The following is a 20,377-nucleotide window of genomic DNA, read 5'->3' as shown; positions in this document are numbered from 1 at the left end:
TTGCCGCCCGGCCGGCCGGCCCGTTCTCAGGTGACCCGGAAGCCGATGGCGGCCGGGGACCGGTCGAAGGTCAGCCGGTCCCAGGTGGGGAAGGCGAGATCGGTGACGGCGAGCAGCCGGCCGGAGGCGTCGTGCAGGGTGCGGCGCACGGAGAGGCCGCCGGGCGCGGTGGCGGCCCGGGGCGAGTTGGTGCGGGTCATGGTGATGGTCTCGGCGACCCGGCCGGCCCGCGCGGCCCCCTCCAGCCAGTGGTGCAGGGGACCCAGGTCCTCGTCCCGGACACCCGCCACCAGGCGGTCCCGGTAGCGGGCCAGTTCGGGGGTCCGGACGACGGTGCGGGGGCAGAGGTACGTCACCGCGTGCCGCCGGGTCTGGCCCGTCGGGCCGGTTTCCCGGTGGTGGTGGACCAGGGTCTGCTCCCCGCCGCGCATGCCGAGCTGTTCGGCGAGCGCCGGGGCCAGGGTGACGAGGGTGAGCCACGCCTGGGCCCGGCTCCCCGCCGGCGCGGGCGCGGGCGCGGCCGTCGCCACGGCCGCGGCGACCGCCACCGGGGCGGGTCCCGGGGCCGCAGCGCCCGCCGGGAGCGCCGCCGGGGGCCGCTGCTCCGGTACCGGGAACGCCGGCCGGGTGCCCCGCCGCCCGGTGACGACGAGGCCGTCCTCCCTCAGGTGCTGGAGGGCCGCCCGGATGGTCTGCCGGTTGACCTCGTAGCGGGCGGCGAGGGTGCGCTCGGAAGGGAGCCGGGCACCGGGGGTCAGTGCGGTGAGGTCGAGCTCGCGCCGCAACGCTGCGGCGATCCGCTGGTACTTGGGCATGGCGGCCGGGCCGCCGCCCCGCGAAGGGGAGGGCATGGCTTCTCCTCTGACGGGAGGTCAAGGACTGCGCGGTCTGCTGAACCAACGTAGCATTGGTCTATACCTGTCAGTGAGGGGGGATCCGGTATCCGGACCCTCTTTGGCCGGAACCGCACGCCCCCTCAGGACCGCAGCGGGTTGGGAAGCGGCAGGTAGCGGGAGTCCGCACCGTCGGCGCGGGTCCAGCGCAGCAGCAGGTTGGTCTTGGCCGGGAGGGTGGGGGCGGTCAGCAGGGCCTCGACCTCGGGCAGGTCGTGGGCCTCGCCGCAGCGCCGGAACTCCGCCCGGGCGGCGGGCCACAGCTCCCCGGCCAGCTCCGGACGGCTCTGCGCGAGCGCGCCCGCCACCTCGGTCAGGTGGTTGACCACCAGGCAGTAGACGAGGCGCTGCCAGGCGGCCTCCCGGTCCAGGTCGGGGAGGAGTTTCACGCCCTCCGCGTCCCGGAAGAGGGCCTGCCCGGGCATGCCCTGGGCGTCGACGGCCACCAGGGTGTTCTGCAGGTGCGCTTCCAGGACCACGCCGTGCCGGGCGAAGAGGTGGAGCACGGGCGGCACCACCTGGCGCAGGTACGCCCGCCACCACGCGACCGGGTCGGCCGCCCCCGCCAGCGGGCTGCCCGGGTACCCCTCCGCCAGGGCGGCCGCCAGCAAGGGGGTCAGCCCGGGTTCCGTGTGCGCCGCCAGGCCGTCGCGGACGAGCACGGCGAGCTCCTCGAAGGCGAAGGCGGCCGTCCGGTAGCCCCGGTCGGGCAGCCAGGCCGCGACCGAGCCGGACCGGCGCAGTTCCGCGAAGCCCACCTCGACCGCGGCGTCCGTGCGGCGCAGTTTCAGCAGGTCGTGCCGCCACAGCCGGCGCACGTCGTTGGTGATCCGGACGTCGAGGCTGAACTTCACGAACAGATCGCCGGCCGGGCCGCTCCCGCTCCCGCGCCTGCTCCCGCCCCCGCGCCTGCTCTCGTCCCCGTCCCTGCTCTCGTCCCCGTCCCTGCTCCCGCTCGGGCTCCCACTCCTGCCCGGAACGTAGAGGGTCCGGATCGAGGCCGTCGGCCAGACCGGTACCCGCCCGGTTCCCAGCGCCAGCAGTCTCCCGTCCTCCAGGGCCTCGCGGACGGCCGGCCGGCCCGAGACCAGGTCGAGCTGCCAGGGGTGGGCGGGCAGCAGCCGGTAGCCGGCCGGCGGGCGCGGCCCGTCCAGCGCCTCCGCCAGCGAGTCGATCGCTCCGGCCGCCACCGGCCCGCCCTCCTCGGCCACCTGGTCCTCGCGCACGCCCAGGAAGGCCAGCGGGAAGCGGGCGTACGCCTCGGGGGCGTACGGCAGCCACCCGCTGGCCGGGCCACCGCCGCGGGCCTTGGGGGCCGGGTGGTGGGGGTGCCCCATGACCAGCGACTGTTCCGACCGGACGTACGGGTCCCGCGGCGGGGGCGTGAGCGCGCGGGCGGCCAGCAGCGCGGCGATGGTCTCGCGGCTGTCGGCCATCTCGACCGGGAGTTCGCCGTTGGACACCCCGGTGGAGAGGCGCAGTTCGTCGGAGACGAGTTTGAGCAGCTCGGTGTGCGTCAGTGGGTGCCAGCCGGACCCCGCACCGGACCCCGCACCTGAACCGGTACCGGTACCGGTACCCAGCTCGGGCCGCTCGGGCCTGCGCCCGGCCCGTACCCGCAGCAACCGCCCGCTGCCCGACAGCCGGTACACGCGCCAGCCGTCCTCCTCGGAGCCCTCCGAGCCCTCCGAGCCCTCGAAGCCCTCGGAGCCCTCGGAGCCCTCGGACACCCTGGCTCCCCCCGCCCCGGCGGCCCCGGCGAGCGGGACCGGTTCGGCGGCCTCCCGCAGGAGGCAGTTCAGGAGGGGGGCGGCCGCGTAGGTGTCGGCGGCGGCGTTGTCGGTGGCGTTGAGGTCCACGGATTCCATTCGGTCCAGCCGGAGCGCCGGAGGTGCGCGGGACGTACCACCGGCCGTGATCTTCAGTATCCGCGATGATGAAGTGATCATCACGTCACCCGAGAGGACCGGGGCCCTGGATCCCAGCATGCACCTCCCCGCCCCCGCGGCCGAAGAGGCCGTGGCCGCCGAACTGGCCGGGACGGCCGAAACCGCCCCCGGCGCCGGACCGGCCTCCCCCACCGGCCCGCCCACCGGCCCGCCCGGCGCACGCCCCGGCCTCGCGGCGGCCTACGCAGCCGCGCTCCCCGGGGCGCGCGCCGCCGTCCTCACCCGGCTCTGGCGGGCCCTCGCCTTCGAGCCGCTGCCGTGGATCACCCACCGGGAGCGGGGTTCCGGCACGCTCGTGCTCCGGCTCGCCTCGGGCTCCCGGCTGGAGGGCCCCCTCCCCGACGCGTACGCGACGACCTACTCCGCGGTCCGCGCGAGCGCGCCCCCCGTGACCGAGCTGCTCCTCGACGGGCGCCCCTGCCGGCGGGCCGCCACGCTCATCGCGGCGCTCGGGCTGCCGTACGGGGAGGAGTTCGCGGCCGAGCTCGACGAGAGCACGGCCTCCCTCGCCCTGTCCCGCGCGGGCCAGCCGGCCGGTCCCGGAACCGGTGGCACGGAGGGGCTCGCCGCCTGGGAGTGGGAGCAGCGGGTGGTGGACGGCCATCCGTACCACCCCAACTGCCGCTCCCGCCCCGGTTTCACGGTGGCCGAGCAGCTCGCGTACGCCCCCGAGCACCGGCCGGTGGTCACCCTCGGGCTGGCGGTCGTACGGGCCCGGGAGTGCCAGGTGACCGGGGAGTGGCCTGAGCGGTGGCGGGAGGCCGGGCGGATCCTCGTACCGGTCCACCCCTGGCAGGCCGCGCACGTGGTGAAACAGGGACAGCCGGAGGGGACCGGCCCCGGCAACGGGCACGGGTACGGGTACGGGCACGAGCTGCGGCCCGGGCCCGCCGCGCACCCCTTGATGGCCCTGCGCACCCTCTCCCCCGTCGGGGGCGGGCCGCACGTCAAGACCGCCCTCAGCACCCGCCTGACCTCCTCCGTGCGCGACATCTCCGTCTACTCGATCGAGACGGCCGCCGCGGTCTCCGGCTTCGCCCAGAGCCTGTCCGAGCGCCTCGACGGCCGCCTGCACATCACCCGCACCCTGGGCGCCGTCACCGCCGGCACCCCGGACCTGGCCGCCGTGCTCCGCGAGCCGCCCGAGGCGTACGCGGACCGGGGCGCGGGCGAGCGCGTCCTGCCCGTCGCCGCGCTGGCGCTGACCCCGTACGCGCGTTCCGACGCCTGGCGGGCGGGTTTCGCCCGTCTCGCGCTGTCGGTGTGCCTGCGGGTCCTGGACCTCGGAGTGGCCCTGGAGGCCCACGGCCAGAACCTCCTGGTCGTCCTGTCCGCCGACGGGACCCCGCTGCGGCTCGTGTACCGCGACCTCGCCGACATCCGGATCAGCCCGGCCCGCCTCGCCCGGCACGGCCTGGCGGCGCCACCGCTGTCGGGGCGGCTGATCACCGACGACGTGACCCTGCTGCGCCGCAAGCTCTTCGGATCGCTGGTGGCGGGTGCGCTCGGCTCCACGGCCGGTTCCGCCGCGGCGCTCGCGGCGGACCTGGCGGCGGCCGGGCCCGGCCTGCCCTCCACCGCCGACACCCGGGCCCTGCTGACGGAGCCCTTGCCGACCAAGGCGCTGACGCTGATGCGGCTGAGCCCCGGGGTGCCGGGCGATCAGTGGGCCGAGCTGGACAATCCGCTGACCGGGGGCTGAGTTCGGGGTTCGGGCGGGCTACTGTCCGGAGGCATGGGATCGACTTCGCACCTGAACTCCGTCCGGTCGTCCTACGACGCCGTCGCCGCCGACTACGCCGCGCTGCTGGCCGGTGAGCTGGAGGGCAAACCGCTGGACCGGGCCATGCTGGCCGCCTTCGCGGAGTGCGTGCGCGGGGACGGGCCCGGCGCCGGCCGCGCCGTCGCGGACCTGGGCTGCGGCCCGGGCCGGGTGACGGCGCACCTCGACGCCCTGGGCGTACGGGCCTTCGGAGTCGACCTGTCCCCGGCGATGGTGGCGGTGGCCCGCCGGACCTATCCGGGGCTGCGGTTCGAGGTCGGCTCGATGGCCGCGCTGGACATCGCGGACGGGGTCCTCGGCGGGGTGCTCGCCTGGTACTCCACCGTCCACACGCCCCCGGCCGGGCTCCCGGCGCTGTTCGCCGAGTTCGCCCGGGTGCTGGCCCCCGGCGGGTACCTGCTGATCGCGTTCAAGGCGGGCGACCGGCAGCACCGGCTGGAACACGCGTACGGGCACCCGGTCGACCTCGACGTGTACTGGACCCCGCCCGAGCTGATCAACGAACTGCTGGCGGGCGCGGGCCTGACCGAAACGGCCCGCCTGATCCGCGAACCGCACGCCACGGAAAAGTCCCCGCAGGCCTTCCTCCTGGCCCGCCGAACGCCCTGAGGCAATCGGACCGCCCCCGGCGGGCCGGCCCCCGGGGCCGGCCGGGGCCGGTATCGGTCCGCTCCCCCGTCCCCGCATGGGCCGTTCGGGGGGCAAGCCGGGCCCCGTGGGCCCGCCTTCGCGGCGAATGGGCAACGCGGTGGCAGGAAGGAGGGATGAGCCTCCACCGCCGCCAGGTCCTCGCGGGAGCCGCCACCGGCGTCCTCGCCTCGATCGGCGCGACGGCCCGCGCGACGGCCCGTACGAGACCCCGCGCGGACCCGGACTACGGAGCGCTCGCCCGGTCCCTCGACGGCCGGGTGGTGACGCCCGGCGACCGGGAGTACGACGAGGCCCGGCAGCTCTTCCAGCCCCGCTACGACGCGGTGCGGCCGGGCGCGGTGGCCTATCCCGCGCATCCGGGGGACGTGGCCGCCTGTCTGGACTTCGCGCGCCGCTCGGCCGTCCCCGTGGTGCCGCGCGGCGGCGGCCACGGCTACGCGGGCTGGTCCACCCGCGAGGCCGGACTCGTCATCGACACGGGCGCCCTGGCGGAGGTGGTCGTGGAGACCGGCTCCGGGAGCGGGACCGGGACCGGGGTACGGATCGGCGCCGGCGCCCGGCTCGGGGAGGTCAGCTCCGTCCTCGCCGCGTGGGGCCTCGCCGTCCCCACGGGGCTGTGCCCCTCCGTCGGCATCGCCGGTCTCACCCTCGGCGGCGGGCTGGGTCTGTCCTCCCGCTCCTGGGGCGCCACCTCCGACCGGCTCACCGGGGTGACCCTCGTGACCCCCGACGGAACGGTCCGCGAGGCCGGCGCCGACCGGGAGCCCGATCTGTTCTGGGCCCTGCGCGGCGGCGGGGGCGGCAACTTCGGCGTGGTCACCGGCTTCCGCTTCCGCACCCACCCGGTCTCCGACTGCGCCTTCGCGGAACTGCGCTGGCCCGTCGACCGCTCCACCGCCGTCCTGCGCGGCTGGCAGCGCTGGCTCCGCACCCTGCCCGACCCGTTCTGGAGCCAGGTGGAGTTCACCGTCGACGGCGGCCCGGTCGGCGCCCCGGCCGTTCGGGTGCTCTGCCTGGACGGCGGGAGCACCGAGCTGGAACGGCAGCTGACCCGGCTGTCCGACCTGGCGGGCGGCCCGCCCCGGGACACCTGGACCGTCGTACGCGGCTACGGGGACACCGTCCGGGCGATGGCGGGCTGCCCCGACGGGGACCCTGCCGCATGCAGCCTGCCCGGCAGCCTGCCGGGGCACGATCCCCGGGGACGGCTCGGCCGCGCCTCCTACGCCGCCCGGTCCGATTTCTGGGCCCCGGACGGGCTGCCCGAACCGGCCGTCGAGGCGGTCCTGGCCGCGCTACGGCGCTACGCCGGAAGCGTGCCGCGCGGCGGGTTCGGCGTGGTGCAGTTCGACGGGGTCTGCGGCGGCGCCCTCAACCGGATCCCGGCGGGGGCCACCGCCTTCGCGCACCGCACCGCCGGGTTCCTCGCCCAGTACCTCGCGTACTGGCCCGCCGCGGCCCCCGGCGCCGACACCGCCCGCCACCAGGACTGGCTCGACGGGCTCTGGCAAAACCTGCGGCCCTGGGCGGGCGGAGCCGCGTACCAGAACTACGCCGACCCGAAGCTGACCGGCTGGCGCGAGGCCTACTACGGGCCGAACCTGGCCCGCCTCGAAGAGGTCCGGCGCCGCTACGACCCGGACCGGCTGCTGCGCTTCCCCCAAGCCCTGTAGCCCCGTAACCCCATCCCCTCTCGCCCCTGCGCCCTTGCGCCCTCCCTCACATCCCCGAAGAAGGAGACGGACATGCGACGTACGTTGACGGTGGCGGCGGCCACGGCCGCCCTGCTGCTGCCCGGCGGGCCCCTGCCCGAGGCCGAGGCCGGCACCGCGCCGGCCCACGCCCCGGTGCGGGCTCCCGCCACCGACCGGTGGTCGGCCCAGGAGGCGGAGCGGTTCTGGACCCCCGACCGGATGGCGTCCGCGGTGCCGATCAGCCGCGGCGGAGCCCCCGCCGCGGTGGACGGGACCGGCCGGGACTTCGACGGCATCCCGGTCGTCGGCCGGATGTTCGTCATGAAGGACGGCGGCGCGTACTTCTGCACGGCGAGCGTGGTCGCCTCCCCCGGCCGGGACCTCGTGCTCAGCGCGGCGCACTGCCTGCTCGGGACGGACGCCCGGCAGGTGGCCTTCGTACCGCAGTACACGGCCCAGAACCCGCAGCCGTACGGGATGTTCCCGGTCCTGCGCGACGCGGCCGGCCGCTCCAAGGTGTGGATCGACCCGCGCTACCGGCAGCTCGGCGCGGACAAGGGCGCCGCCCTCGACGTGGCCTTCGCCCAGGTCGGCCCGGACGCCGACGGCTTCCCCGTGGAGGACGTGGTGGGCGGCAACCGCCTGGTCACCGGCGCCACGTACGCGCACCCGAAGGTCTCGCTGATCGGCTATCCGGCCTCCGCCGCCCGGCCGCGGCTGTGCGTGAACCGGACGACGAAGTTCACGAGCACCGATCCGGGGATCCCCGGATCGTTCCTGCGGATCGACTGCACCGGATACCCGGGCGGCACCAGCGGCGGCCCGTTCCTGACCGGCTTCGACGAGCGGACCGAGACCGGTGACGTCATCGGGGTGATCGGCGGCTGGAAGACGGGCGGGGACACCGCCGACACGTCCTACAGCTCCTACTTCGGCGCCGACATCAGGAAGTTGTACGAGACGGCTCTTGCCGGGGCGCGGGTGGCGTGAGCACCCGCACCCAGCGGGTGCGGCGCGGGTTGCCCACCGTGCGCGGGGTCACCGGCAGCCCCTCCGCGGTCAGCGCCTCGGCGGGCGCGAGGCCGAGCTGCCGGCGCAGGTCCGCGAGGGCGGTGTGGACGGGGCCGAGGATGACCTCGGCCCGGGGATGGGCGTACGCGAGGGCGTGCGCGGCCGTCTCGATGGCCTCGGCGGCGTCCTCCGCGGCGCCCCGGCTCCACCCTCCGGGGGCGGCGCGCCCCCAGGGCGCGAGGGCGTCGTAGAGGTGGCAGGCGGCATCGGCCACGGCGTCGGCCTGTTCACCGACGCCGGGCGCCGCGATCGTCGGGAGCTCCATACCCGCTCAACGAGCGGAACCCGCCCGGGGAACGAAGGCCGCGGCGGTCACGTCGAGACGACGGCCTGCAGCCAGAGCGGCAGCAGGAGGAGGGAGACGAGCGAACTCTTGATCACGACGGCGGCGGAGAGGTCCACGCCCACGTCGTAACGCTGGGCGAAGATGAACAGGTTCTGGGGCGTCGGCATCGCCGCGATCAGCACGAGGTACGTGAGCCACTCGCCCCGGACCCCGAACAGCGCCCCGCACACCGCCCAGGCCAGGAGCGGGAAGGCCACGCACTTGAAGCCGATGAGCGCGAACTCCTCGGCCGTGGTTCCCCGGACGTCGAGGCCGATGCCGCCGAGGTGGAGTCCGAGGGCGAAGAGGGCCACCGGGGAGGCGCTGTCCCCGACGAAGGCGGCCCCGTCGAGGACCACCTCCGGGACGTGCACGGAGAGCAGGTTGAGCAGGATCCCCGCGTTGCAGGCCAGGACCAGCGGGGTGACGAGCGAGGCGCCGACGGCGCGCGTCAGGCGTCGGGCGGGGCCGCCCGAGCCGGGTCCGGACCGGCCCAGTTCCATGATGGCGATGACGACGAGCGACAGGACGCAGACCTGGAAGAGCAGCACCGGGAAGATCGGTGCCGCCGTCCCGAAGAAGGTGATGAAGACGGGGACGGCGAAGTAGGCGGTGTTGACCTGGACCCCGGCCATCACGCGCAGCGCGACGGTCCGCGGGTCGCGCAGCCCGGCTGCCGCCGAGGCGGCGGCGACGGCCACGACGGCGAGGGCGGCGGCCGCCGCGTAGCCGCCGATGGCACGCCAGTTGAAGAGGGCGGCGAGGTCCGCGGCGTAGATGTTGCCGAACAGGTAGCACGGGACCGCGAAGAGGAAGGCGTAGTCGGCGAAGGCCTTGGAGGCCTCCGCGGGGACCACCTTGCGGCGCGCGAGGAACACGCCGACGCCGAAGGCCAGCGCCACCGGGATGAGCTTCTCCAGCGCGGCCGCCCCGCCCATGCGTACGTGCTCCCCCGTTGTGCACCGCTCGTCCGGGCCGGACGGCGATTCCCGGCCGTCCGGGCCGTACCCGTTCCTGCTGGTCCGGGCCCGGCGCAGTCTATGCCGGGCGGGTACCCGCCCCGTGGGGCGGCCTGGCGCGGTGGCTGCGCGGTGGCTGCGCGCAGGGGCTGCGCGGTGGCTGCGCGCGGGGCCCGCGCGGTGGGTACGCGCCGGGCCCGCGCGATGGCTGCGCGCGGGGCGTTCGCCCGGGCCGCGGCGGGCTTGACCCTGACGTGCGGGTCAGGGGTTAGCGTCTGCGCACTCACCCACCCGCCCCCACCACCCACCACCCACCACCCGCCCCGGCCCGGCGGCGGCCGTCCGGACCGTCGCCGGCCGCGCGCCCTGCCGAGGAGTCCCGATGGCCACCGACCTGCCCCGTACCGCACGCGAGATCCGGCTCGCCGACCGCCCCCGAGGGCTGCCCGGGCGGGCGGACCTCGCCGTCGTCGAGGCACCGGTGCCGGAGCCCGGGCCGGGCCGGGTGCTCGTGCGCAACCGCCACTTCCTGGTGTTCCCCGGGCTGGTCACCCTGATGGGCGATGCGGTCGAGGGGGTGCCGCTGCCGCCGCTGCGTGCCGGTGACACGCTGTTCGGTCCGGCCGTCGGCGAGGTGGTGGCCGCCCCGGCCGGCAGCCCGCTGCGGCCGGGCACGCTCGTCTCCCACCTGCTCGGATGGCGCGAGTACGCGCTGCTGGACGCCGCCGACTGCACCCCGCTGGACGACACCCTGCCCGACCCGGTCGCGTACCTCGCCCAGGGCTCGGCCCCGTACGGCGCGCTGACCCGGCTCGCGGGGATCCGGCCCGGGGACACGGTCCTGGTCACCGGCGCCGCCGGCGCGGTCGGGACCCTCGCCGGCCAGACGGCACGGCTGCTGGGCGCGGGCCGCGTGATCGGCACCACCGGCTCCCCGGAGAAGGCCGACCGGCTGGTGGCGGAGCTGGGCTACGACGCGGCGCTCCTACGGGGCTCCGGGCGGCCCTTCGCCGAACAGCTCGCCGGGGCGGCGCCGGAGGGGGTCGACGTACTCGTGGACACGGTCGGCGGCGAGCAGCTGTCCGCGGCCCTCGGCGCCGCCCGGCAGGGCGCCCGCTTCACGCTGGTCGGCGCGCTCTCGGGCCAGTTGGCCCCGGGCCCGGCCGGGGGCGGCGCCCCGGTGGGGCTCGACTCGTTCCGCCTGGTCGTCCAGGGCGTGTCGGTGCGCGGGTACCGGGGTACGGATCACCCGGACGTGGAGGAGGAGTGGACCGCCCGCTTCGGGTCCTGGTTGCGCTCGGGGGAGATCACCTTCCCGCACGTCCGGATCCCGGGCATCGACCGGGCCCCTCAGGCGTTGCGGGAGCTGACGGAAGGCCGGCACTTCGGGGCCGTGGTGGTGCAGTTGCCACGCTAGCCCGGTCCGGGCGGATCGGTCGGCCCAACCAAGGCGGCCTTCCCGGACAGCCCAGTCGGGGCGGCGCAAGGCAGCCTTCCCGGGCCAGGCAGTCGGGGGCAGCACGGATCGGTCGGCCCAACCAAGGCGGCCTTCCCGGGCAGTACGGTCGGGGCAGCACGAGGCACCTTCCCGAGCCGTGCAGTCGGGGGCAGCACGGGTCGGTCAGCCCAACCGAGGCAGCCTTCCCGGGCAGCCCGGCCAGGGGGTCTTCCTGTGCGGCCCGGTTGGGGGGCGCGGGGAAGCCTTCCCAGGCTGGGCGGTCGACGCGGCACGGGTCGGTCAGCCGAACAAGGCAGCCTTCCCGGCCAGCCCAGTCGGGCGGCACAGGACAGCCTTCGGACAGCCTTCCCAGGCCGGGCAGTCGACGCGGCACGGGACGGTCGGCCCGACCAAGGCAGCCTTCCCGGGCAGCCCGGCCAGGGGATCTTCCTGTGCGGCCCGGTTGGGGGGCGCGGGGCAGCCTTCCCGGGCAGCCCAGTCGGGGCGGCGCGGGACAGCCTCCCGGACCGGGCGGTCGGGGCGGCGCGGGGCGGGGCGGGGCGGGGCGGGGCGGGGCGGTCGACACAAGTCGGTCGGTCGGCACCGGCGGGGCGATCGACGCGGGTGCGGTGCGGTGCCGTGCGGTGGGTGCCGTGCGGGGAACACGAGCGGAGGGGAACACGGAATGCGGATCGGTGACGCGGCGGCGGCAGCGGGGACCACGCCGAGGGCGCTGCGGTTCTACGAGCAGCGCGGACTGCTCGCACCTCAGGGCCGAAGTCCTTCCGGCCAACGGGAGTACGGGCCCGGCGACGTGGCCAGGGTCCGGATCATCCGAGACCTGCTGGCCCACGGTTTCACCGTCGAAGACCTGCGCGGGGTGGCCGACCGGCTCCACCTGCTCGCGGCGGACCCCCCGCCGACCTGCGGCTCCGCCGGTGGCGTCGTCGGGCACCGGCTCTCAGCGCTCGACGCGGAGATCGAGCGCCTCACGCGCCTGCGCGAGGCCCTCGCCCGCCGCGCGGGCCTGCCTGCCTCCACCGCCCCGCCCACGGCGGTACCAGTGCGGGACCCGGCGGCCGGCCCGCATGCAGATCCGGTGATCGGCCCGGCGACCCCACTGATGGAGCCTGTGACCGTCCCGGGACGTCCCTGAGGCCGGACCCCGTGACCCCACCGGTGACGTCCCTGGGGCCGGCCCCCGCGATCGTCCCGGTGGCATCCCCGAGGCCGCCGGGCCCCGAGACCGTACCGGCGGTGACCCCGGTGACAATCCCCGCGGCAGCCCCGGTGACCGTCCTGGCGGCGGCAACAGCGCCGGACCCAGGCCTCGACGTCGGATGCGACCCGAGCGGCCGCATTATTACGGCGGCCCCGGAAGGCCCCCGGCTGGCGCCGGCCGCGGCCATAACGCGACCCGGTGCCTGTATCGGTACCGGTACCGGTACCGATACCGGCATCTCACCCGGACCCCGCACCAAAATCTCACCCGAGCTGCCACACCACTACGGCAACCCCGGGCGACCGCCCGTAGGCGCCGACCGGTGCCCGTGCCGAACCCGGTGCCCGAACCCGGGCGCGGCCCAGGCGGGGGCGCCCGGGTGGCCGGTGGGCGTCGGCCGCGGCCCGGGCGGGGCTCGGGCGCATACGCTGGACCGATCATGAGCGAGCGAGCCCGATCCCGATTCCGATCCCTCTTCCGAGCCCGGCCCGGGTCCCGGCCCGCGTCCGGAGCGCCTGCTGGAACCGCGTCCGAATCCCCGTCCGGATCCGAGTCCGGCTCCGGGGCGGGCTCCGGGGCCGGCTCCGAGTACAGGGCCAAGCCTGGGTCCGGCTCCGGCTCCGAGTACGGGGCCAAGTCCGGCTCCGGCTCCGGCTCCGAGTACGGGGCCAAGTCCGGCTCCGACTCCGGCTCCGACTCCGGCTCCGGCTCCGGCTCCGAGTACGGGGCCGAGTACGGGGCCAAGTCCGGCTCCGGCTCCGGCTCCGACTCCGGCTCCGGCTCCGGCTCCGAGTACGGGGCCAAGTCCGGGTACGACTCCGGCTCCGGCTCCGACTCCAGCTCCGGCTCCGGCTCCGAGCACGGGGCCAAGCCCGGGTACAACTCCGGGGCCGACTCCGGCTCCGGCTCCGGCTCGCCGCACGGGTCCCCCTTCGCATCCCCCTCCGGGGCCGGGCCAGGATCACCGCCCGGGTCCCCCTCCGGGCCCCGGCCAGGATCACCGCCCGGTTCCCCCGCCCGGCCCCGCCCCGGATCCCCGGCCCCGTCCGTGCCCCGCACCCCGGGCGGGCCCGCCCCGCGAGGGCAGTTCGCGGTGGCGTTGCGGACGCCCGCGCGGGCCGCCGAGCCGCTGCTCGCGCACGCGCCCGCGGCCTGGCAGCGGATGCTGCCGTACGCCGTGACCGCCGTGTGCGTGATGACGCTGCTGCCGGTGACGATCGCGGTGCTGACCAACGACTACAAGGCGGGTGGCGGCTGGGCCGGGGCCCTGGGTGTGGCCCAGACGCTGCCGCTGCTGCTCGCGGTGACCCGGCCGCTGCCCGCGTGGGGCATGGTGCTGCTCGCGGACGTCATCGGGGCCGCCGTACTGACCCAGGCCGACCGGGTGACCGGGCACGCCTGGCCCTGGACCCCGATGGTGATCGTCGGCTACCTGGTGCTGATGGCCTGCCTCGGGCTGCGCGAGTCCATCCGGACCCTGGTCGGGGTCTGGCTGGCGACCGGCGTGGCCGGGGCGCTGCTGAGCGCCTCCCAGCCGGACGGGGTGACGAACACGGTCGCCCTGCTGTTCGTGCTGGCCGGGGTGACGCTCGCACTGACGGGGGCCCTGCGCGGGCTCGGCGACGCGCGCCAGAAGGTCGCCGAGCAGGAGAGCATCAGCGAGGCGGAGCGGGCCGGGCGCACCTTGCTGGAGGAACGGGCCCGGATCGCGCGGGAGTTGCACGACGTGGTGGCCCACCACATGTCGGTGATCACGGTGCAGGCGGACTCGGCCCCGTACCGGCTGCCCGGCATGGCGGAGCCGGTGCGCGAGGAGTTCGCCGCCATCGCGGCGAGCGCGCGCGAATCGCTGGGCGAGATGCGGCGGCTGCTGACGGTGCTGCGCGGCGACGAGGCGAACGGCGCCGCCCGGGCCCCGCAGCCGGGGATCGGCCGGTTGCAGCAGCTGGTGGAGGCGACCGTACGGGCCGGGCAGCCGGTGGAGTTGGCGCTGGCCGCGGGCGCGGCCGGGGCGGCGCCGGCGGCCGTGGACCTGTCGGCGTACCGGATCGTCCAGGAGGCGCTGGCCAATGTGGTGCGGCACGCACCGGGGGCCCCGACGCGGGTCTCGGTGACCTTCGACGAGGAGGAGCTCCTCGTGCTGGTGGTCAACGGCCCGGCGCGGGACGCGGTGGTGGCGGTGGAGACCTCGGGCACGGGGCACGGGCTGGTGGGGATGCGGGAGCGCGTACGGTTGACGGGCGGGACGCTGGACACCGGCCCGCTGCCCGACGGCGGCTTCCGGGTCGCCGCCCGCATGCCCATCAACACCGCTCCTGAGGAACCAAGTTGACCATCCGCGTGATCATCGTCGACGACCAGGCCATGGTGCGGGCGGGTTTCGCCGCCCTCCTGTCGGCGCAGGCCGACATCGACGTGGTGGGCGAGGCGCCCGACGGACGCCAGGGGATCCAGGTCTCCCGGACCGTCCACCCCGACGTGGTGCTGATGGACGTCCGGATGCCGGAGATGGACGGTCTCAGCGCCGCCCGCGAGCTCCTCGACCCGCCGCCGGGGGTGGTGCACCGGCCGAAGGTGCTGATGCTGACCACCTTCGACATCGACGACTACGTGTACGAGGCCCTGCGCGCGGGGGCCTCCGGTTTCCTGCTCAAGGACGCCCCGCCGACGGATCTGATCGCCGCGGTCCGGGTCGTTGCCTCGGGCGAGGCGCTGCTGGCTCCGTCGGTGACCCGGCGGCTGATCGCGGACTTCGTCGAGCGGCGGCCCGCGCCGCGCCGCGATCCCGCCCTGCGGCTGAACGGGCTGACCCCGCGCGAGACCGAGGTGCTCGAACTGATCGCGCGCGGGCTGTCCAACCAGGAGATCGCCGGTCATCTGGTGGTCGCCGAGCAGACGGTCAAGACGCACATCGGGCGGGTCCTGGGGAAGCTGGATCTACGGGACCGGGCCCAGGCCGTGATCTTCGCCTACGAGGCGGGGCTGGTGCGGCCGGGCGACGGCGGCTGACCCGCGCCCCCACCCGCCCAGGGTTCTCCTCCACCCCCTACCGGGGTATGACATAGGACTTGGCTCCACGGTGCGACGCCCTCTCCGGGACCTCCTTCCTACCTTCCTCCTCGTCACGAGGAGAGGAGAAGGGGCATGGGCCGCTTCGCAAGGACACTGGTCACGGCAGCACTGGCGGCGGCCGTCGTCGCGGGAACCGCGGGATGGGCCTCCGCGGACGCCCAGACGGCGGTCACCGGCCCGCCGCCCGGCGCCGCCGCCTGGCGGGCCGACTCGGTGTCCGGGCGGCCGCTGCCCGATCCGGCGCGGGCGTCACCGGCCGAGGTCGCGCGGTTCTTCGCCGATCTGGACGCCTCCCGGGCCCGGGACCTCGTACGGGCCCACCCGCTGGTGGTCGGCAATCTGGACGGAGCTCCCCTCCCCCTGAGGTACGAGGCCAACCGGCTGGCGGTGCTGGCGGCCGGCGAGCCCCGCTTCGCCTCGCTGGCCGCGCCCGGCCGGCAGATCCTGGCCTTCGACCCGCGCGGACGGGGCACCGTCGCCGAGGTGTTCGGGGACCTGGAGCGGACCGCGCACGTGTCCGTGATCGTGCCGGGCTCCGACAACGACGCCACCACCTACGACCGCCCGCGGGCCGCGTACACCGGCCCGGCGGGCATGGCCCGCTCCCTGCGGTCCGCGACCGGGGACTCCGCCGCCGTCATCGCGTGGACGGGGTACACCACGCCCGTCGGGGTGGGGCTGGACACCGCCCAGGGGCGGCTGGCGCGGGCGGGCGCGCTCCGCCTCGCCCGGTTCACCGAGGGCCTCGACGCGGTCGGCGCACCCGACCCGGTGCTGTTCTGCCACAGCTACGGCTCGGTGGTCTGCGGGCTGGCGGCCCGGCACACGGACGCCACCGACATCGTCGCCCTCGGCTCCCCCGGGATGCGGGCCGGCAGCGTCGGGGGCCTCGGTACCGGCGCCCGTGTCTGGGCGGCGCGCGGGCCCTCCGACTGGATCGCCGACGTGCCCAACGTGGAGTTCGCGGGGCTCGGCCACGGAGCCGATCCCACGTCGGCGGACTTCGGGGCGCGCCGGATCGACGCCGCCGGCGTGGCGGGCCACACCGGCTACTTCGCACCCGGGACCCGGTCCCTGACGGCCTTCGCCGCGATCGCGACGGGAGCGGTCCGATGAGTACGAGCAGCGCCACGCCGCGTACGGCAAGCCTCCTCACCGCCGCGCGGACGGCCGCCGGCCGGATCGACGCGAAGACCCCCGCCCACCGGGACCGGGCGATCGACGGACTGCGGGCGCTGGCCCTGCTGGCCGTGCCGACCGGGCACTGGCTGCTCGGCGGGTTCACCCTCGACTCCGACGGCGCGCTCCACAACGCGAGCCCCCTCACCGCCTTCGGCGGTCTGGCTCCGGCCAGTTGGGTGCTCCAGATGCTCGGCGTGTTCTTCCTCGTCGGCGGCTACGCCTCGGCGCTCTCGTTCCGGCGGCGCACCGGATCGGCCGGGGCCTGGCTGAAGGGCCGGATCGCCCGGCTGGGCCGGCCGGTGCTCGGGGTCACGGCGGTGTGGGCGCTGGCCGCGCCCGTGCTGTACGCGGCCGGGGTGCCCGAGGCCACCCTGCGGACCGGGGCGAAGCTGGTGATCCAGCCGCTGTGGTTCGTCGGGGTGTACGTGGTGGTCACCGCGCTGACCCCGTACTGCGTGCGCGCCGCGCGCCGGTTCGGCGGCTGGGCGGCGGCCCCGCTGCTCGCCTCGGTCGCCGTGGTGGACTTCCTGCGCTACGGGCCCTTCGCGGACTCGGTGCCCGGATGGGTGGCGCTGCTGAACATCCTGCCGGGCTGGCTGTTCGCGTACCAGCTCGGCGTGGACTGGGGCGAGGGCCGGATCGGGCGGCGCGGCGGGTGGCTGCTGCTGGCGGGCGGGAGCGCCCTGTTCGCGGCCCTGCTGGTGGTCTTCCACTACCCGGCGTCGATGGTCGGCGTGCCGGGCGAGGCCCGGACCAACTCCCATCCGCCGTCGCTGCTGGTCCTGGCCCTGGCCGCGGCCCAGTCGGGCGCGGCGATCCTGCTGCGGGACCGGCTGGCGCGGCTGCTGGCCCGGCCGCTGCTGTGGGCGCCGGTGGTCGTGATCAATCTGTGTGCGATGACGATCCTGTGCTGGCACCAGACGGCGATGCTCGCGGCCGCCGTGCCGGGGTCGTTCGCGGGCGGGCTGGCCGGTCTGACGACGGCGCCGGACAGTGCGGGGTGGATCGTGGCGCGGCTGGCGTGGATGCCGGTGTTCGCGGCGCTGCTGGTGGGCATCGCCCGGTACGCGCGCCGGTTCGAGCGGCCTGCGCCGGGCCTGCATCGGGCCGCGGCGCTGCGCGGAACCGTGGCGGGCCTGCTGGCGGCCGGGTTCGCGATGTTCGCGCTGGGGCTGGCGTAGAGCCGCGGCCGGAGCACCCGTACGAAACGAGAGCGCCGCTCCCCTCGGGGAGCGGCGCTCTCGTGCGATCGCGGTGCGGGGTGCGTGGTGTGCGGCGCGCGGTGCGGGGTGCAGGGTGCGGGGTGCAGGGTGCGGGGTCAGGCGATGGAGGCGGCGACGATCGCGGCGACCGCGAGGTTGCAGGAGGCCGTCACCCATACCGCGGGGTGCGGTTCGGGGTCGACCACGATGGCGCCGAGCTTGCCCGGGGTCACCAGGTCCAGCACCAGGAACGCCACGGCCATCAGGACCAGGCCGAGGATGCCGAACGCCGCCGTGGACAGCAGGCCCTTCCCGAAGTCGTCGTACGTGGTCCAGATCGAGGTGAAGACGATGCCGCCGATGCCCAGCAGCGCCGAGGACAGCAGCACGGAGGCATTGCGGTTGCGCTCTTCCCAGATCTGCTTCGGCAGTTTGCCGGGGGTCAGCACGTCCACCAGGACGATGCCGAGGATGAGCAGCACCAGACCGACGCCGCCGAAAGCGGTGGTGCGGCCAAGTCCGTTGATGATGTCGCTCATTGGGAAGCAGTCTCCGGGGTGGGTAGGAAGGACGTCGCGTGCCTGTCGGCGCGGTGGCCGAATCTATCGCACCGCATGGCACCGGACCATGGGGAGGTCAGGAAATGGCAAAGCTCAGGGCCGCGCGGGCCGGGGAGGCCGCGGAGCTGACGGAGCTGGTCATGCGGTCCAAGGCGCACTGGGGGTACGGGGCGGAGTTCCTCGCCGCGTGCGCGCCGGAGTTGCGGATCGGGGCCGGGGACGAGGTGCGGCGGCGGATCGTGGTCGCCGAAGGCACGGCCGGCGGCATGACCGGGGGCGCCGGGTTCCGCCCGGGCGACGGCCCGGCCGTCGTGCTCGGGCTCGCCTCCCTGGACGGGGAACCGCCTTTCGGGCGGCTGGGGCTGCTCTTCGTCGAACCGGCCGCCATCGGCGGGGGCGTGGGCCGCTCGCTGTACCGGGACGTCCTGCGGCGCGCCGCCGGGCTCGGCTTCCGCCGGCTGCTGATCGACGCCGATCCGCACGCCGCCGGGTTCTATCGGGCGATGGGCGCGGTGCCCGCGGAGCCGCGACCGGGTCCGGAGACCGGTCCGGAGTCCGCCCCGGAGCCCGGTCCCGAAGCCCCCGGCGGGCTGGTGCGGTTCGAGGTGGCGCCCGTGGCCCTGGCGGACTGGGCGCGGGCCTGGAGCGGCGGCGGGGCCGCCGTGCACGTGGGCAATGTCGCCGAGTACAACGCGCAGTTCGCGGACGCCTCCCTCGACGGGGAGCAGCGGGCCGCCCACCACTACGCCTGTCTGGCCGCCTTCTACACCCCGCGGCCGGCCGCCCTGGTGCTGCCGCGCCCGGTGTCGCCGGGCTGGGTCTCCCTGCTCGGGCGGCAACTGGACTGGCCCGCCGGGGTGGAGGTGTACGACGGGCTCGCGGACCGGGGTCCGGGCCTGTCGGACGCCGTACGGGCCCGGCCGGCGCTGGCCGCCCGGCTGACCGGCGCCGGGGCCGGGGCCGGGGACGGGCCGGAGGCCGCGGCAGGGAGCGGCGCACGCCTCGTACCGTGGGGCCTGACCGCCCCCTTCGCACGGCTGGAGCGGCGACCCTGGCGGCCGGAGGAGCTGCGGTACGAGTCGAAGTCGGCGGCGCACGGACTGTTCGGCCGGATCCTCGCGGAGGGCGGGCACCCGGCGATCACGCTGCCCGCGCAGTGGCGTGCGGACACCCGCAGGTCGGCGGTCCGGCTGCTGGCGGGCCGGACGCGGGCGGGCGAGAGCACCGTTCTCAAATCGGAGCACGGCGTCGGCGGCTCGGGCACCACGGTGCTGACCCCCGGGCGGGTCCGCGCGGCGGGCGGGGCCCGGGCCGTGCTCCGCGGGCTGCCGCGCGGGCCGCTGCTGGTGGAGGAGTACGTACGCGGTCCGGCGGATCCGGCCGAGCCGCGCGACCTCACCTACGACGGGTTCGTGGACGCGGACGGCCGGGTCCACGAAGTCGGCGGGGCGGTGATGGACGTGGCGGACGGCGGGTACCGCGGAGCCACGGTGGGGCCGGGGGTGGTCCCCGGGTGGGCTCGGCGACCCCTGCTGGCCTTCGGCGGGGCGGTGGGCCGGGAGCTGTCGGCGGCGGGCTACCGGGGCTGGTTCGACGTGGACTTCGTCGCCGACGGCGCGGGCCGGCTCGCCCCGACGGAGACGAACCTGCGCCTGACCGGGCCGTCCGTCGCCTTCGTGGTGGCGGCCCGGCTCGACGAACTGCGGGGCGCGGGGCACTGCGTACGGATCGCCGACCGGGTGGAGCTGGGGGCCCGGCTCCCGGAGGCGGCCTTCGACGAGTGGTGCGAGCGGCTGTCCCGCCGGTGCGCGGCGCTCGGCGCGGTGTTCCTCCCCGCCATCCCCACCGGCGCCTTCGAACCGGCGCCGTGGATGGGCGCCCTGGTGGCCGCGACCGACAGGGAACTGCTGGACACGGCCGAGCGGTTGGTGCGGGCGGAGGCGCTGGCCGTCGGGGCGATGTTCGAACCGGCGGCCGGAGACCGACCGCCGCCCCGGCCCCGGCCACCCCACGCCCAGGCGACCCGAACCGCAGCGCCCGAGGCGGCCGGGACGGCCGGGACAGGCGGGACGGCCGAGACAGGCGGGACGGCCGAGACAGGCGGGACAGCCGGGACGGCCAGGACAGCCGGGACAGCCGCGACGGCCAGGGCGACCGGGGCAGACAGGACGGCCGGGGCAGACAGGACGGACGGCACGGCCAACGCGGCCGGGACGGCCAGGGCAGCCGGGACGGCCGGAATGGCCAAGGCGGCCGGAACGGCCGGGACGGACGGCACGGACGGCACGGCCAAGGCGGCCGGAACGGACGGCACGGACGGCACGGACGGCACGGCCAAGGCGGCCGGGACGGACGACACGGCCGGCACGGCCAAGG

Annotated in this window: 16 protein-coding genes; 11 read left to right on the top strand and 5 right to left on the bottom strand. The window is 76.2% G+C overall.

Annotated features, from left to right (window positions below):
- Positions 1 to 26 precede the first annotated feature (26 nt).
- Both ACWCP2_RS13390 and ACWCP2_RS13385 read right to left on the bottom strand, forming a co-directional pair.
- Positions 27 to 851: a GntR family transcriptional regulator gene (locus ACWCP2_RS13390; protein WP_450908700.1), complete on the bottom strand. Its 825-nt coding sequence runs from the start codon at positions 849 to 851 to the stop codon at positions 27 to 29.
- 125 nt (positions 852 to 976) lie between these two features.
- Entirely contained in the window at positions 977 to 2,761 is a 1,785-nt protein-coding gene (locus ACWCP2_RS13385; protein WP_450908699.1) for an IucA/IucC family C-terminal-domain containing protein, read from the bottom strand.
- 118 nt (positions 2,762 to 2,879) lie between these two features.
- Here ACWCP2_RS13385 and ACWCP2_RS13380 point away from each other — a divergent pair, with 118 nt between their 5' ends.
- The 4 genes from ACWCP2_RS13380 (at position 2,880) to ACWCP2_RS13365 (ending at position 7,960) form a co-directional block, all read left to right on the top strand.
- On the top strand, positions 2,880 to 4,544 hold the full coding sequence (locus ACWCP2_RS13380; RefSeq protein ID WP_450908698.1) for an IucA/IucC family protein: 1,665 nt from the start codon (positions 2,880 to 2,882) through the stop codon (positions 4,542 to 4,544).
- Positions 4,545 to 4,577: 33 nt separating this feature from the next.
- A complete protein-coding gene (locus ACWCP2_RS13375; RefSeq protein WP_450908697.1) occupies positions 4,578 to 5,234 on the top strand; it encodes a class I SAM-dependent methyltransferase in 657 nt (218 codons plus the stop codon).
- A 155-nt stretch (positions 5,235 to 5,389) separates the two neighbouring features.
- On the top strand, positions 5,390 to 6,949 hold the full coding sequence (locus tag ACWCP2_RS13370; protein WP_450908696.1) for an FAD-binding oxidoreductase: 1,560 nt from the start codon (positions 5,390 to 5,392) through the stop codon (positions 6,947 to 6,949).
- A 72-nt stretch (positions 6,950 to 7,021) separates the two neighbouring features.
- The gene (locus ACWCP2_RS13365; protein WP_450908695.1) at positions 7,022 to 7,960 is read left to right on the top strand and encodes a trypsin-like peptidase domain-containing protein; all 939 of its coding nucleotides are present in this window, start codon (positions 7,022 to 7,024) and stop codon (positions 7,958 to 7,960) included.
- Here ACWCP2_RS13365 and ACWCP2_RS13360 read toward each other — a convergent pair.
- Entirely contained in the window at positions 7,914 to 8,306 is a 393-nt protein-coding gene (locus tag ACWCP2_RS13360) for a hypothetical protein (protein WP_450908694.1), read from the bottom strand. The genes ACWCP2_RS13365 and ACWCP2_RS13360 overlap by 47 nt on opposite strands.
- Positions 8,307 to 8,353: 47 nt before the next feature.
- Complete coding sequence (locus ACWCP2_RS13355; RefSeq protein WP_450908693.1) at positions 8,354 to 9,304, bottom strand: AEC family transporter; 951 nt, start codon at positions 9,302 to 9,304, stop codon at positions 8,354 to 8,356.
- Between the two features lie 403 nt (positions 9,305 to 9,707).
- Between ACWCP2_RS13355 and ACWCP2_RS13350 the strand changes: the two genes are divergently transcribed.
- The 6 genes from ACWCP2_RS13350 to ACWCP2_RS13325 all read left to right on the top strand — a co-directional run bounded on the left by ACWCP2_RS13350 (position 9,708) and on the right by ACWCP2_RS13325 (position 17,420).
- Positions 9,708 to 10,742, top strand: a complete 1,035-nt coding sequence (locus ACWCP2_RS13350; protein WP_450908692.1) for an MDR family NADP-dependent oxidoreductase — start codon at positions 9,708 to 9,710, stop codon at positions 10,740 to 10,742.
- 706 nt (positions 10,743 to 11,448) lie between these two features.
- Entirely contained in the window at positions 11,449 to 11,919 is a 471-nt protein-coding gene (locus ACWCP2_RS13345) for a MerR family transcriptional regulator (protein WP_450908691.1), read from the top strand.
- 1,114 nt (positions 11,920 to 13,033) lie between these two features.
- Positions 13,034 to 14,317 (top strand): sensor histidine kinase, encoded by a 1,284-nt coding sequence (locus tag ACWCP2_RS13340; protein WP_450908810.1) that lies wholly within the window; start codon positions 13,034 to 13,036, stop codon positions 14,315 to 14,317.
- Entirely contained in the window at positions 14,314 to 14,994 is a 681-nt protein-coding gene (locus ACWCP2_RS13335; RefSeq protein WP_450908690.1) for a response regulator, read from the top strand. The genes ACWCP2_RS13340 and ACWCP2_RS13335 overlap by 4 nt, the downstream gene beginning before the upstream one ends.
- Positions 14,995 to 15,129: 135 nt before the next feature.
- Positions 15,130 to 16,173, top strand: a complete 1,044-nt coding sequence (locus ACWCP2_RS13330; RefSeq protein WP_450908689.1) for an alpha/beta hydrolase — start codon at positions 15,130 to 15,132, stop codon at positions 16,171 to 16,173.
- On the top strand, positions 16,170 to 17,420 hold the full coding sequence (locus tag ACWCP2_RS13325) for an acyltransferase family protein (protein WP_450908688.1): 1,251 nt from the start codon (positions 16,170 to 16,172) through the stop codon (positions 17,418 to 17,420). Before ACWCP2_RS13330 ends, ACWCP2_RS13325 begins: the two co-directional genes overlap by 4 nt.
- Positions 17,421 to 17,557: 137 nt before the next feature.
- On the opposite strand, the gene ACWCP2_RS13320 is transcribed toward ACWCP2_RS13325, so the two are convergent.
- Positions 17,558 to 17,980 (bottom strand): DUF350 domain-containing protein, encoded by a 423-nt coding sequence (locus ACWCP2_RS13320; protein ID WP_450908687.1) that lies wholly within the window; start codon positions 17,978 to 17,980, stop codon positions 17,558 to 17,560.
- Between the two features lie 104 nt (positions 17,981 to 18,084).
- Between ACWCP2_RS13320 and ACWCP2_RS13315 the strand changes: the two genes are divergently transcribed.
- A partial coding sequence (locus tag ACWCP2_RS13315) for a GNAT family N-acetyltransferase (RefSeq protein WP_450908686.1) occupies positions 18,085 to 20,377 on the top strand: 2,293 nt, incomplete at its 3' end.

The sequence above is a fragment of the Streptomyces sp. NPDC002104 genome, assembly GCF_053593795.1.
Note: the sequence above shows the minus strand (reverse complement) of the source record. Positions and strands in the feature narration are given on the sequence as shown.